The 14,299-nt window shown below is 59.4% G+C and carries 13 protein-coding genes; 5 read left to right on the top strand and 8 right to left on the bottom strand.

Features of this window, described 5'->3' with window-relative positions:
- Positions 1 to 3: 3 nt before the first annotated feature.
- From VVT58_RS18965 to VVT58_RS18945, 5 genes are all read right to left on the bottom strand, one after another.
- Complete coding sequence (locus VVT58_RS18965; protein WP_327753801.1) at positions 4 to 789, bottom strand: glucose 1-dehydrogenase; 786 nt, start codon at positions 787 to 789, stop codon at positions 4 to 6.
- Positions 790 to 824: 35 nt separating this feature from the next.
- On the bottom strand, positions 825 to 1,136 hold the full coding sequence (locus VVT58_RS18960; protein WP_327753800.1) for an NIPSNAP family protein: 312 nt from the start codon (positions 1,134 to 1,136) through the stop codon (positions 825 to 827).
- A 16-nt stretch (positions 1,137 to 1,152) separates the two neighbouring features.
- Entirely contained in the window at positions 1,153 to 2,751 is a 1,599-nt protein-coding gene (locus VVT58_RS18955; RefSeq protein WP_327753799.1) for an AMP-binding protein, read from the bottom strand.
- The gene (locus tag VVT58_RS18950) at positions 2,738 to 3,670 is read right to left on the bottom strand and encodes a 3-keto-5-aminohexanoate cleavage protein (protein WP_327753798.1); all 933 of its coding nucleotides are present in this window, start codon (positions 3,668 to 3,670) and stop codon (positions 2,738 to 2,740) included. The genes VVT58_RS18955 and VVT58_RS18950 overlap by 14 nt, the downstream gene beginning before the upstream one ends.
- A gap of 80 nt (positions 3,671 to 3,750) precedes the next feature.
- Positions 3,751 to 3,981 carry a lipoyl domain-containing protein gene (locus tag VVT58_RS18945; protein WP_327753797.1) on the bottom strand — a complete coding sequence of 77 codons (231 nt, stop codon included), beginning with the start codon at positions 3,979 to 3,981 and terminating at the stop codon, positions 3,751 to 3,753.
- A 340-nt stretch (positions 3,982 to 4,321) separates the two neighbouring features.
- Here VVT58_RS18945 and VVT58_RS18940 point away from each other — a divergent pair, with 340 nt between their 5' ends.
- The 4 genes from VVT58_RS18940 to VVT58_RS18925 all read left to right on the top strand — a co-directional run bounded on the left by VVT58_RS18940 (position 4,322) and on the right by VVT58_RS18925 (position 8,093).
- Complete coding sequence (locus VVT58_RS18940; protein WP_327753796.1) at positions 4,322 to 5,107, top strand: enoyl-CoA hydratase/isomerase family protein; 786 nt, start codon at positions 4,322 to 4,324, stop codon at positions 5,105 to 5,107.
- Positions 5,108 to 5,145: 38 nt separating this feature from the next.
- Positions 5,146 to 5,379: a hypothetical protein gene (locus tag VVT58_RS18935; protein ID WP_327753795.1), complete on the top strand. Its 234-nt coding sequence runs from the start codon at positions 5,146 to 5,148 to the stop codon at positions 5,377 to 5,379.
- Between the two features lie 103 nt (positions 5,380 to 5,482).
- Positions 5,483 to 6,484, top strand: a complete 1,002-nt coding sequence (locus VVT58_RS18930; protein ID WP_061934287.1) for an IS30 family transposase — start codon at positions 5,483 to 5,485, stop codon at positions 6,482 to 6,484.
- Between the two features lie 193 nt (positions 6,485 to 6,677).
- Positions 6,678 to 8,093 carry an ISNCY family transposase gene (locus VVT58_RS18925; protein ID WP_327754532.1) on the top strand — a complete coding sequence of 472 codons (1,416 nt, stop codon included), beginning with the start codon at positions 6,678 to 6,680 and terminating at the stop codon, positions 8,091 to 8,093.
- A 169-nt stretch (positions 8,094 to 8,262) separates the two neighbouring features.
- On the opposite strand, the gene VVT58_RS18920 is transcribed toward VVT58_RS18925, so the two are convergent.
- Positions 8,263 to 9,987 (bottom strand): TonB-dependent receptor domain-containing protein, encoded by a 1,725-nt coding sequence (locus VVT58_RS18920; protein ID WP_352000098.1) that lies wholly within the window; start codon positions 9,985 to 9,987, stop codon positions 8,263 to 8,265.
- A gap of 1,121 nt (positions 9,988 to 11,108) precedes the next feature.
- Here VVT58_RS18920 and VVT58_RS18915 point away from each other — a divergent pair.
- The gene (locus tag VVT58_RS18915; protein ID WP_327754481.1) at positions 11,109 to 11,579 is read left to right on the top strand and encodes a DUF6538 domain-containing protein; all 471 of its coding nucleotides are present in this window, start codon (positions 11,109 to 11,111) and stop codon (positions 11,577 to 11,579) included.
- Between the two features lie 90 nt (positions 11,580 to 11,669).
- Here VVT58_RS18915 and VVT58_RS18910 read toward each other — a convergent pair whose 3' ends face one another.
- Positions 11,670 to 12,236 (bottom strand): cysteine hydrolase, encoded by a 567-nt coding sequence (locus VVT58_RS18910; protein WP_327754482.1) that lies wholly within the window; start codon positions 12,234 to 12,236, stop codon positions 11,670 to 11,672.
- Positions 12,237 to 12,573: 337 nt separating this feature from the next.
- Positions 12,574 to 14,121, bottom strand: coding sequence for a long-chain-fatty-acid--CoA ligase (locus VVT58_RS18905; RefSeq protein ID WP_327754483.1), 1,548 nt, complete (start codon positions 14,119 to 14,121; stop codon positions 12,574 to 12,576).
- Positions 14,122 to 14,299: the final 178 nt, after the last annotated feature.

The raw sequence follows: 14,299 nt of genomic DNA, 5'->3' as shown, positions 1-14,299 counted from the left end.
CTTCTAAGCGCGAGACGGATCTGCGAAGGATACCACCGTCAAACCGCCATCGGTGAACAATTCGGCCGCCGTCATATAGCTGGCGTCGTCCGATGCCAGAAACGTGACCAGCTTGCCGAATTCAGCGGGCAGGCCCATGCGGCCCATCGGGATGGCGTTCACCAGGGCGCGGACCTGCGGCATCGCCTGGACCTGCGGATTTTCCAGCATTTCGGTCAGGTGGGCGCCGGGGTGAATGCTGTTCACGCGGATCTTGTCGCCCCGCAGCGCGCAATGCACGGCGGTCGTCTTGGTCAGGTTCGCAAGGGCCGCCTTGCTGGCGCCATAGAGCGAGGTCGTCGGCAGGACCATCTGCGTGCTGTTGGAGGCGACGTTGATGATCGAGCCGCCACCGCTCCGACGCAGCGCGGGCAGCACCGCTTTCGTCCCCAGAAAGGCGCCGATCAGATTGACATCCAATATGGCGCGGAACTGGTCGACGGTCGCTTCTTCGATATCGATTGGAATATTGATGCCGGCATTGTTCACCAGACAGTCGATCCGCCCCCAGCGATAGAGCGTGTCGTCGATCAGGGCGGCCCAGCCATCAGCCTCGCGCACGTCCAGATGGACATAATGGGCGCTATGCCCGGCGGCGATCTGCTGCGCGGCACGCGCCTCTCCCGCTTTGTCCAGAACGTCCGCGATCACGACTTTCGCGCCCTCCGCGCATAGTGCGTCCACCGCTCCGCCGCCAAGACCCCGCGCCCCGCCCGTCACGATCACAACCTTGTTCGCAAGCCGTGCCATGGAATATCTTCTCCTGTTATGTTTGTTCCGGCCAGTCAGCCGCGCATTGGCGCATAAGGCGTGTCGGAGGCGAAGGAGAGCGTCTCGTTCACCACCGCACGGGCCAGCGCACTGACGATCTCCGGAAAATCGGGATCGGCCTTCAGGGCGTCGACGGCCGCGAAATAGCTGTTGGCGTCCGGAACTTCCCAAATGTGAATGACGGTGTTCAGCCTGTCTATATCCGTTATCATGGCGTGCAGCATGCGGCAGCCATGCGCTTCCATCTTTTCCCGCACCTTGGGCGCTATGCCCATGAAATCCATGACGCCGGCATAGGAGAGTTCCAGTCGCGCGATCAGATACATTGGCTTCGTTTCCCTTTCAGGACTGGTCCCGTTCGATGAAATATTGGCGGATCAGGGCGCGCTGCACCTTGCCCGACGCGGTGCGGGGCAGGGGTACGCCCTGCTCGATCCGGCGTGGAATCTTATAGGCGGCAAGCGACTTGCGCGCGAAGGCGATCACCTCATCGGCGTCGACTTCATGACCGGGACGCAGTTCCAGCGAGGCCGTGACACCTTCACCCCATTTGGGGTGCGGCAGCCCGAACACCGCGCAATCGAGAATGGCGGGATGGTCGCGCAGAACCGCTTCGACCTCGGCCGGATAGACATTCTCGCCGCCAGAAACGATCATGTCCTTGATCCGGTCGGTCAGGAACAGATAGCCGTCCTTGTCCAGCTTGCCGCCATCGCCGGAGCGATACCAGCCGTCGATCAGCGCCTCCGCCGTCGCGTCGGGCTTGTTCCAATATTCGATCAGCAGGCTTGGGCCTTTCACCCAGATTTCCCCCGGCGTGTCGACCGGCAGCAATTCGCCCTCCGGTCCCCGGATCGCGATGCTGAAGCCGGGCAGGGGCCGCCCGACCGAACGGAGCAGAGCGGGATTGGCGGCATCATGCTCCTTTGGCCCCAAAATCGCCATGGTGCCGGAAATTTCCGTCATGCCATAATATTGCAGGAAACGGCAGCCGAGCCGGTCGACCGACCGTTCTAGCAGCGCCGGGTCCATGGAGGCAGCGCCATAATGAATACCGCGCAGCGTGGGCACGCGGACATTGCGCGCGTCCATCTCCCCGATCAGCGCGCGCACCAGTGTCGGCACGATGAAGGTGCGGGTAATCCCTTGCGCGAGGCACGCGTCCAAAATGGTCGCCGGATTGGTGTCGGCAATGACATGCGCCGTCGCGCCCCGCACCAGCGCGGTGCAGACCCAGGACATGCCCCCGATATGGAAAGCGGGCAGGGGGGAGAGCAGAATCTCATCATCGCCCCAGTCGTCGAAATAGCCGGATATAGTCTCGATATGCCGATGGATGCCGAAGGCATATTGCGACGTCAGCACGCCTTTCGGCTTGCCGGTGGTGCCGCTGGTGTAAAGCTGAAGGCATGGCGCGCGCGGATCGAGCGGCACATGCGGTGCAGGCGGCGATGCGGCGATGCGCGCGCGCAACCCATCCGGTCCCTCGTCATCGACGATGACGCGGGGCAGACCCTTGCAGTCGGCCTGCGCCACCAGCGGATCGAACTCCCGGTCCGCGATGACCAGCGTGACTGCGCTGTCCTCCAGCACATATCGGGTTTCCGGCGCCGTATTGCGCCAGTTGATCGGCACCATGACGGCCTGCGCCCGCATCGCGCCGATCAGCAGAAGGAAGAACAGATCGCTATTCTTGCCCATATAGGCAAAGCGGCCGCCCGGCCCGACGCCATGTTCGCGCAGCAGGCTGACGGCTGCGTTGCAGCCACGGTCCAGCTGCGCATAGGTCCAGCGGTGCGGGCCGAAGACGATCGCCGGCTTGTCGGGCGTTTTGGCGGCAAAGACGGTCGGATATTCAGAAGGCAGGATCAGGCCGGTCTCATCCAATGGCGGCCCCTCGGCAAGGGCCATGCCATTGGCGAGGGCATCAGAATGCGACATTATCCCCGCCCTTCGTCTGCATCATCGCGCGCGCTTCTGCGGGCGTCGCCACCGTCAGGCTCAACTCCTCCAGCACCCGGCGGATCTTGGCGACCTGAACGGCGTTGGAGGTCGCCATAACGCCCTTGCCCGCATAGAGGCTGTCCTCCAGCCCGACGCGCACCGACCCGCCCAGCAGGGCCGACAGCGTCACCAGCCGCATCTGATGCTTTCCGGCCGCCAGCGCGGAGAAGATATAATCCTCGCCGAACAGCCGATCCGCCGTGGCCTTCATATGCATGACATTTTCAGGATCGGGACCGACGCCGCCCAATATGCCGAACACACCCTGAACGAAGAAAGGCGGCTCGATCAACTTGCGGTCGACGAAATGCGCCAGATTATAGAGATGCCCGACATCATAGCATTCGAATTCGAACCGCGTCCCCTGATCGGCCAGCTCGGTCATGGCGCGCTCGATCTGGGCGAATGTATTGGACAGGATGAAATCCTTGGTCATGTCCAGATAGGGTTTTTCCCAATCATATCGCCATTCGCTGATCTTCGCTGCCGCGCCCGAAATGTTGAAATTCACCGATCCCATATTCATCGAACAGACTTCGGGCTTGAACGTCTTGGTCGGCGCGAGCCGGTCGTCCAGGCTCATGCCCAGCCCGCCGCCGGTCGTGATGTTCAGGATTGCATCGCACGACTGTTTGATACGGGGCAGAAACTGGCGGAAAAGCTCGGGGTCCTGCGAAGGCTGGCCGGTTTCCGGGTTCCGGGCGTGGAGGTGCAGCATGGCCGCACCCGCTTCCGCCGCGGCGATCGCATCCGTGGCGATCTGGTCCGGGGTGATCGGCAGATGCGGCGACATGGTGGGCGTATGGATCGAGCCGGTGACGGCGCAAGTGATGATAACCCTGTCAGTACGCTTCATAATGCTCCGGCGCCCGAAACGCCCCTCCTGGTCCATTGTGTATTGATGTCTGCCCCCTCATGCGGGTGGCAGGATTGCGGTCAGACGATCTCGCCCAATATCGTTCCCACCTCATAGGTTTCGCCGGGCTGCTTGAGGATTTTCAGCGTGCCCGACGCGGGCGCCTCGACCTCCTGAGTCGACTTGTCGCTTTCCAGCGCAAAAAGCGGTTCGCCCACGCTCACTTGTCCGCCGTCAGCCACAAGCCATTCGGAAAGCATGCCTTCATTCATGGAAAAGCCGAGCTTGGGCAGGATGATCTCAGTCGCCATTTGTCGTTCCCTCTCGATGTGGCCAGCCCGTGGCCGAATATATGCCTACAGCCTATATAGTATGAAAGCTTACTGCTTTCGTCCAGTGGTTTGCGTTCGCCTTTTTTTGAGCACCACCTGATGCCACGGTGCCAACATAGTCCCTGGCGCCGATTCGAATGAGCTAATATATGATACACAAGCTATCTAAATGTTGCGCGCGAAATTTATAAGGAGAGACTATGATGATTCCGGTAGCCCGCTCCCGCCGGGAATTTGACCGGCTTCTTTCCCTTCCCTTCATGAAGAATGCGCCCGCTTTGTCCGACCAACCATCGAACTCGTTCTGAGGAGATCCCGCGTGGATGCAGCGAAAGAGCCTGACCCCATTTGGGTCTCGGTCGACGATATTTTTGACGGAGTTCATCTTCTGCGCCTCAATCGACCGAAAAGCAGAAATGCAATGTCGGTCGACATGGTGGCACAGGCCATCGCATGGCTTGAACTGGCGGCGCATGATCCTGCAATCGGCGCTGTGGTCATTCATGGCGAGGGAAATGGTTTCTGCGCCGGCAGCGATCTAGCCGGTCTCGCGGCAATGGATGATGCCGCGCGGGCGGCCTTTGAGGCTGCGTCGGGCAGGCTGGCCCGCGCACTGGCGGTATTCCCTCGACCCGTGATCGCGGCGGTGCACGGTTTTGCAATTGGCGGGGGGCTGACGCTCGCTGCCTCTTGCGACATTGTCTTCACGACGCCTGATGCGAAATGGAGTCTGCCGGAGGTTCCGATCGGTCTATTCCCCGCTTGGGGGCTGGAAGCAGTTTCCCAGCGCATCGGCCGTACCAAAGCGCGTCGGTTGAGTTGGGGGATCGACCTGATGGACGGTCATGGCGCCGCGATGCTCGGCCTGGCTGATGAGGTGGCAGATCCGGTCTTGCCCGCTGCGCTTGCTCTAGCGAGACGACTGGCAAAATTGCCGCGCGACCAATCAGCCGCCGTGAAGCGCTATTTCTCCGAAGTGCATGAAGGGGAGGGAGGGGACCGGGAGGCCAATGCTTTCTTCATGGCCTCTTGCGCTTCTGAAGCCGCAGTAGCCAGTTTCGTCAAATTCGGATCACGCCAGCGTAGCGGTAAACTGTCCAGATGATAGACGCTATTTCCAATGGAGCGGAGCGGCGATGGTCCATGGGATTTAAGATTGATCCAGCCTCAACAGCTGTTCTGCAACTTGCCGGTGGTCGCAAGGTCGATCCGCCGGATTGCGACTTGCTGAACCAGATGGTGTTGTCGGATCCAACTGCCATGTCTCTTGCGATGGTCGAGTCGGCGTTCGGTCGTCACTTGCCCTACAGGGTAGCTCATCCTCAGCATTCATGGACATCTGCATTTAACAACCAAATTGATGTGACTTTAACATAATATATATTATCAAACTATCGGATTGTAAGCGGGTGGATTCTATTTCGAAGTGCGAAATCCTAGGTTTTATAAGGGTTTGATCCCTTTTCCAGGAAGGCACGCAATGAACGGCTATCAGCATCTGGGTTTGGACGAGCGGCGCGACATTTATCGATTGGCAGCAACCGGACGGTCAGCACAGCAAATTGCTGACGCGCTGTGTCGGCATCCTTCGACGATTTATCGAGAGCTCAAGCGCAACCGCCATCTGGATGAGAATCCGCTGTTTCGCGGCTATTTTCCGACTGTCGCACAGACCATGGCGCGCGGGCGTCGAGTTCGTGGCGGGAAGATCGCTCGCCAACCGGAACTCGCCGCTTATATCGCTGATCGCTTGTCGGCCGCCTGGTCGCCAGAACAGATTGCGGGTTACCTGCGGCGTCATCGGGGCAACCGGGAGGCGGTGTGCCACGAGACCATTTACCAATATGTCTATGGACCTGATGGACGCCACCAGAAGCTGTGGCGCCATCTTCCCGTTGCCCGCCGTTCTCGACGGCAGCGCTACGCTCGTAAGCCACGCGGTCTCCATATTCCTGTGGCCAATACGATCGGCGCACGTCCGCAGGAAATTGCGGATCGCAGCAGCTTCGGACATTGGGAAGGCGATCTCCTGATCTTCCGGAGAGAATATGGCAAAGCCAACCTCACCTCGCTGGTCGAACGCTGCAGCCGCTTCACCTTCCTCGCGCGTAATCCGAGCCGACATTCTGCCGGTGTCATGGCCGGGATCGATCGGCATTTGCGCGGCATCCCCCCTTCCCTCCGGCGTAGCATCACCTTTGATCGCGGCACGGAATTTGCGGCTTTTGCGACACTGCGAAACAGGCTCGGCGTCACCAGTTATTTCTGCTTACCGTCCGCGCCCTGGCAGAAAGGCGGCGTGGAAAATTGCAATGGCCGAATACGGCGCTTCCTGCCCTCCAACACCGACATTGCGCTCCTGTCGGACAAAGAGATCCAGGCCGTCGCCGATCGCCTCAACAGCACACCCCGCAAGTGCCTGGGCTATCGCACCCCGCACGAGGTCCTGGGAGAACAGATCGCCCTCCTCAAGGCCGGATAAATTTTGCCATCCGGGGTGGGGCTCGCCCCACCCCGGATGAAATGCTACGCATCACCTCGGGTGTCGCGCTTCAAATGGAAACCGCCGCGCCGGATAGAAATGACACCCCTCTGCTAGATAGAAATGACACCCTTGGGCGTCCTTAGCAGAGCTCGGTGGCATGGTCCTCCTGGCAGTTCGGGAGGACGCGCTTATGACGGTGGTGGCGATGAGCCATGGCGAGCTTTCGCGGTTTGACACATTGATGCGCGTGGAGCGCGGCGCGCTTCGGGTTGAGGATGCGGCCACGCTGCTGGGCTTGAAGCGCCGGCAGATTTTCCGATTGTTGGAACGTCTGCGCGCCGAAGGCGCTTCAGGCCTGGTGTCGCGCAAGCGTGGTCGGCCGAGCAACCGGCGTCACAGCGATGCCTTTCGCGAGCGCGTCCTTACGATCGTCCGCACGCATTATGCGGATTTCGGACCGACCTTGGCCCGAGAATATCTGGCGGAACGTCACGACATTTCGGTGGGCTGTGAGACGCTGCGGCAGATGATGATCGAGGCGGGAATCTGGCAGGATCGCGCCGCCCGTCGTTCTCGCCCCTATCAACCGCGTCACCGGCGGGACTGTCGTGGGGAGCTGGTCCAGATTGACGGTTCGAAGCATGACTGGTTGGAGGAGCGTGGCCCGAAATGCACGCTGCTTGTCTACATTGACGACGCGACCAGCGAGCTGCTGCATCTCCAGATGGTCGAGAGCGAAAGCACCTTTTCCTACATGGTAGCGACGCGCGAGTATATCGAGCGGCACGGCAAGCCGGTGGCCTTTTATTCCGACAAGCACTCGGTCTTCCGCAACGCCAAGGCGACGGCGAAGGGCGATGGCATGACGCATTTCGGCCGCGCGCTTGATGCGCTGAACATCGAGATCATCTGCGCCAACTCGCCGCAGGCCAAGGGCCGGGTTGAGCGCGCCAACGGCACCTTGCAGGACCGGCTGGTCAAGGCGATGCGGCTGGAGGGCATCTCGTCGATCGAAGAAGCGAACGTCTTTCTGCCAAGCTATATGGTTCGGCACAATCGGCGCTTTGCCCGCCCAGCGGCAGGCAGTCGTGATCTGCATCGCCCTCTGGCACCGCAGGACGATCTGCGCGCGATCATGGTCTGGCGCGAAAAGCGGAAGATTTCAAAGGCACTGACGCTGCATTACAACAAGGTTCTGTTCATTCTGGAGCCTACCGCGATCAGCAAGGCTCTGGTAGGTACGCGTGTTCACATCTGCGAATATCCTGACGGCAAGATCGAGATCCGTCATGAGGGGCAGGTCCTTCCCTATCGCCTGTTCGACAAGATGCCCCGGATCAATCAACCGGCCATTGTCGACAACAAGCATCTGGACGCAGCGCTGCTGCTGGCGAAGCAGATCCAGGCGATTGCGCCGCATCACCGGCAGCGCAACAATAATGCCCCTGCCCGCCGTGATCAGCCCGCCCATCTCTTTCCCGAGCCCGAAGCGCCGGTAAAGGTTGATCGCCGTCGCCTGGGCGGCCCAAAACTCAAGCGCGGTCCACGGCTCAGCCGGGCCGAGCTGCAAGCGCGCGGCACGCTGGAGTTTGTGAAAGTCCGCTGAGACTGTTCGACCGGCTCTGACCGAGCCCGCTGCCTGCGCAGCGGGTCCATGCCCTTCCCCTCTATGTCACGCCATCAGCAGGGTCTGCGCTGCGCTATCCCGATGGCTCCACGCAGCCCCTGCTGTCCTCAAAGGGTGTCATTTCTATCGGGGACAGAAAGTGTCTTCTCTATCCGGCAGGAACATGCGCTCCATAAGCAAGTGTCACCGCATCAAGGCTGTAGCCGCCCGATTTGAACCCTTTTCGGTAAGCTCCATAGAGGGTCAGATTATCGACTGGCTTATAGGTGATCGTGGCTTCCGGAGAAAAATTGGTGAATTTGCGTTTGTCAGGCGTAATCGGAACCTCGAAGGTGGTCGGAGAAAAACTATAGGGCAAAGAGGTTGCTCCGGCCTTTTTGCGCTCTTCCGAATAGCGCGCGCCCGCCGTCAGTTGCACCTTGGACGTCACATCGACAATGGCCTGACCGAAAACGGACCATGCGTCTGTTTTCAGCCGCCCCTGATAGTTCGAGATCTGTACCGGACCGGTAAAGAATCCGCCCGAAAAAAAACGTGCATAGGGTGCGTCGAAGGCAACGGAGTTGTCCTGATTGTTTGTCGCATGCTGGAAAAATCCACCGGCCAGAAAATTGAACGGTGATTGGAACGAAGACAGTAGGCGCAGTTCCTGCGTGAACTGTTCGAGGTCGATACCGCTAAAGGTACCGATTGACGAAATATTCGCCTGGGCGTTGGTGAGACTGATCCTGTCCTTCAGCCGATGGTATCCGCTGACGGAGGTGAGCGTTAGTTGATCGCTCGGTCTAAAATCCGCCGTCAACGATGCCAGAAACTGGCGCTGCCGCGTATAAGGCCTGCCCTGATCGTCGCCGAGCCGCGGATCGAGCGCAAGAACGCCCGGCGAAAAGTGCACTTCATTGAAATATCGGTCGAGTTTGCAGTCGGTCGAACCCTGGCCGAGCGCCACGACAAATGTGGGCCCGGCGGGAGACAGGCAGCGCACACGCTGTGTAACGAAACCATATCCGTTCTTGCGGTCGAAATCGCTGTAAGCCAGCTTGAGCCTGGCTTCGAACGACTGATCGGGCGCCTTGAACACAAGGGTTCCGCGAACAAAGGTTTCTCTCTCGTCTGGACCCGTAGGCGTCGATGGCCCGACGCCAGCCGGCGTGAATTCGCCTTGGCCGCCGAGGAATGCGGGAACCTGCACCGATGGCACAGGCACCGCGTCGTTGCGGAACCATCCATTCTGATTCCTGTGATAGGCGGTGACCCTTAGCCCCAGCGTCTCGGTCAGCGGCACCGAAATGGAGCCCTCCACGAACTTGCGTTCATTGGCGAACTCATATCCCGCGCGCAGCATGGCTTCGAATTTCGTCCCAGGATCCGCTGAGGTTATTGAAATGATGCCTGCAGTGCTGTTCTTGCCGAAGAACAGAGCCTGGGGACCCTTCAGAATTTCGACCCGATCCAGATCATGCAGGCCCAGCCGAAGCGCGTTCGATTGGCTGAACTGGACGCCGTCGATGTTGATCGATACCGCCTGATCGCTGCTCGGCGCCAGACTGCCCGTGCCAATGCCCCGCAGAGACAAGGCGAATTGCGACGAACCTGAAAAGGGCTGCACCCCTAAAGAAGGGCTGCGTGCGGCGATGCTTGTGAAGCTTTCGGTGTTGTAAAGCGCCAAATCTTTGCCGGTATAAGCTGTCGCTGCCACCGGGACGTCCTGCAGTCGTTCCTTGCGCAGCCGCGCGGTGACGATGATGTCTCCAAAGCCATTTTCGGAGTTCACTTCCGAACCCGCCTCAGAAGCGGAGCGCTCTTCCGTTTGAGGCGTGCGTGCGGCGGCGCCGAGGCTGTAAAGCGCCATAGAAGTTGCGATGATGCGCACGAAGGCGCTACTGTCAAGTCGACTTTTCATAAGTACTCGCCCCCCCGTTTGGCCTCATTGACCAATGCAAATTTTTTGATGCCAAGTTTTTACAAAATTGGCGGGGGATTTCGGCAGTTAAATTCGGTAAAAAGAGAATAAGAATGGCAATTTTTCATGTGGGTGAGCATGCCGGTGGCCGATGTTGCGAACATGCCACCGCTTGCGGTCGAAATCATACCAGCGATCATCGAAATTATTGCTCCGGCATGGATGGCTCCCCGATTCGGCGAAGAGTTACCCATTTCGACGAGAATAAACGGCAGGTTTCAGTAACATTATTTGGCATGTGAGCGTCAGCAATCAAGGCGTCAGCCTACCTTAATCTGATGATCGGCTTGCGGCTTTCACCTCGAAATGTAGAAGATCCGCTTTTTCTGAGCGTGGCATCGATATCAGCCACGAGAAAGTGCGCTATCGGTGGAATAGGCTTGGTCCACTGTTCGCAACCGCCGTTAGTGGCCAGCCCGTTCCTCGAATGCGTGGATGTCGACACTGGTGGTGGCATCTTGATGAGCTGAACTTCAAACTGAATGGCGGGTGCGAGCAGAGCAACAGGTATCAATCTCTCAATCTCGGTTTTAAATTATTCCCGCACCGTTGTACATTTTGATCTGCACCCCGTTGGTCGCGCAGTCATAATGAGAGTTTGACCGGATTGATATGCTGGCTTGTCCATCGGGACAAGCGCGCCGAGCATGATGCTATCGTCCAGCAGGCACGCCCGGCGCACTTGTGCAGGCGTTTGGTTCAGAAAGGTGCGCCTGGAAGATGCCAGCGTGGACGTATCGTTGAGCGAGGGGGCGTGGCCATGCGAGTCATAGTCCGACATCCTGGTCGGCCCCTGCTCCAATAAAATCGCGATAAAAGAGGCGTCGAATCCGGTCCAAACAGGGCAAACCGGGTCCAACTCTCTTCGATGCGATCCTTACGTAAGTCACTGGAAATGGGACGAAACTATAGGATTCGGCTGGCTGGGGCAGCAGGAGACTCTGACAGGGAGCTTCTAGAGCCAGCGCATGCTGATTTATCTTGATTTTGTGTAGGTTCTGCCACACGAACCTGCCACATAGAGAGGCGAAATGGCCTTCATAATCCGCCGACACAATCGCTACTCGACGCGCGTTCGTATCCCGGTTGAACAGAAGGACCGATACGACGGGAAGGAGTTTCTCCAGCGCTCCTTGGGCACCTCTGATTTGAAGCTGGCGAAGGCTGAAGCCGCGCTATGGGAAGCGGGGCTGCGGAAGGAGTGGCTGGCAGCGTCGGGCGGCAAAGCGCCGACTGCTGGTTCCCTGCGGGCTATCTATAAGCGAACCCGCAAGAAAGCAGAAGGCGGTGGTTTCATCGCCACGCCGCAGCCCGCCCACGAATATGATCTCGATACGCCGGAGATGGCTGGGGTCCGTCACGAAATCGAGCGGATCGCGGACATAAACGCGGATCGAGAGCTGACTAAAGAAGAAGAGGGCCAGTTATGGACCATTCAGGATGCCCAAAGGGGTCACCAATTCTTCAATGGTAGCAACAATAATATAGCGGATCATCAATAAGTCATCGATAGCGCGGCCGCCAAGCAGACTCAAATCGACTGGAAATCCGCAAATTCTCGCCGTCCGCAGGAGCGCAAACCCTTTCCTTCCTCAGCCTGCCGTTTCCCTTTTGAACAGATCGAGAATCGCTTTGGTTTCGCCCGTTTCCGCCATCCGCGGGAATATCCGCGTCACGCTATAGGCCTCCGCCTCGGCATTGGCATCAGTCATGGCATCAGTCGGCAGAACAACATTGAAAGCGAGTTCATAGGCTTGGCGTGCCGTCGACTCAACGCCATTGCTTGTTGCCACGCCGGTGACGACAACCTGGGTCACCCCGTGTCTGCGAAGAATATCCTCCAGCTCCGTCCGGGAAAATGCGCCGCGGGCATATTTTGTGATCTGGTAATCGTCTGGATGCACCTCAAGGCCAAGAAGAAGGTCGGCAAAATCTCCCGACCGCTCCATGTGCCGCACTGCGGCATCGGTGCGACCCGGCGAGGCTCCTGCTGCAACGACGAAAATCACCGGCAATTTGCGCTGCCTGAATGCTCGGGAAAGCAGGTTCACATTCTCCGCGATTTCATCCAGCGGACGCAAGACGGGGAAGGCGGCAATTCCCTTCTGAAGGTCGACAACAATCAGAGCGGCTTTATCGTCGAGGGTCGTTATGGGCATATCGGTATCTCAGCTTTATGTGTTGATGATGATCAGTTTCATCCGCCTCAAGCGGTATCCCGGGCTTCGGCATCGGACCCGAGCCGGAACCGCAGGAAGCGAAGCAGGCGCGCCTCATGTTCCCGATAAATGATCTCGATCTTCGTACGGCGAGCCGTCGATAGATCAATGATCGTGCCACCCTGCGTCAATGATTCCACCCAAGCTGAAGGGCCGTATGCGGTGAGAACGTTCGACGCCCCGTTTTTGTGAATGCCTCATTGCCGTTGCGCTACCGGAGCGATGCATGCGCGCAGCCTCCCGTCGTCGGTCGGCTCACGCTGATGGAAGAGCCTGATCAGCCTATCTGTCGCGCCTGTCCCTCCCAGAACCCGGCGCGCAGATCGCGTTTCAGGATCTTACCGCTCGCGTTGCGGGGCAGCGCGGTCACGAAGCTGTAGCGGCGCGGCAGCTTGAACCCGCCCAAATGGGCACGGCAATAGCGATCCAGTTCGGCTTCGCTCAACTCACATCCCACCTCGGGCACGATGACCGCCATCACCGTTTCGCCCCATTTGTCGTCGGGCACGCCGATCACCGAGACTTCCGCGACCTGGGGATGCTGGTGCAGCACCGCTTCCACCTCGGCGGGATAGACATTCTCTCCACCGCTGACGATCATGTCCTTGATACGGTCGCGGATGAACAGATAGCCTTCCTCGTCGAGTGATCCCACATCGCCGCTATGTAGCCAACCGTCGCGCAATGCCGCCTCGGTGGCTTCCCGCAACCCCCAGTAACCCAGGAAGACCTGCGGTCCCCGGATCAGGATTTCGCCAATCTCGCCAGGCGGGCAGTCCGCGCCATGGCCGTCGACGATACGCAGCTCCGTGCCCGGCAGCGCGCGCCCGGCCGACGAGAGAAGGTCGGGACGGTCGACGAGCGCGCGCGCATGGTCGTCTTCGCTCAGGAAAGTGCCGGCGCAGCTCAATTCGGTCATGCCGAAGCCCTGGAGAAAATCGCATCCGAATATCTTCATCGCCTTGACGAGGACGTGTTCGGCAATCGGGGACGCGCCGTAGAGGATCTGACGCAGATGGGGGAATCGCAGATCCTCGATACCCGGCTCCTTCAGGAGCATCTGGATGATCGTCGGGACGATGAAGGTCCAGGCGATTTCCTCGTCGACCAGCGTTCTCAGCAAAACGGCCGGATCGACGCTCTTGAGGATGACCAGGGTTTCGCCGCCGGAAACGGCACGAAGCGCAAATCCCACGCCCGCGACGTGGAAGAAGGGCAGCAGATGAAGCGAGCGCTGCCCGGGAAAACAATTCCCTATCGCGAAAGAGATCAGGCTGATGTCTGAAAGGATCGAGCGATGGCTGATCATCGCGCCTTTGGGCTTGCCGGTCGTGCCGCTCGTGTACAGTTGCAGGACGGGCGCCTCGTCCGATAGCGAGGTCCGCGGAATATCGCGCGAGGCGACAGCGAGCAGTTCATCCAGGGCGAGCCAGCCCGGTCGCGTGGATTGGGAGCAGATCGCGATCGGCGGCTTGCCGCCGGCATTGTCCAGAGCTTCGCCAAAGGCGGGATCTGCGATGACAACCCGCGCCTGCGCGTCGTCGATCATTCCCATCCATTCGCGCGGCGCCAACCGGCAATTGAGCGGCACGCAAACGATTCCGGTTCTGGCGGCCGCATAGATGAGCAGCAATGCATCGATCGCATTGTTCATGATGGTGGCGACGCGCTCGCCAGGCTTGAGGCCAAGGCCGAGCAGCATCGACGCCATGCGAAGCGACCTTTCCCTGCCCTGGCCGTAGGTCAGCGCCGTCCCATCGGATTTGGAAAGCACATAGCCGGCACGGCTGCGGGCATGAAAATCAAACGGCTCGTGAAGGAGCATGATATCGCTTCCTGTTCATGGCGCCACGGGGCGCCCACTGCGAAATTATCCAAATTGCGCGCCAAGGCCGCGGCAGGGATCGACCGAGCGAGAGTTACCGATGCGTCAGGTCGGCGCGAACATGGTCCTGTCGGACAATGCGTCACCCCCGCGGATCGAACCAATAGCAAGGCCCGAT

This window comes from Sphingobium sp. SJ10-10, from assembly GCF_036038995.2.
GTDB lineage: Bacteria > Pseudomonadota > Alphaproteobacteria > Sphingomonadales > Sphingomonadaceae > Sphingobium.
The sequence above is the reverse complement of the archived record's forward strand: the minus strand, read 5'-3'. Positions and strand labels throughout refer to the sequence as shown.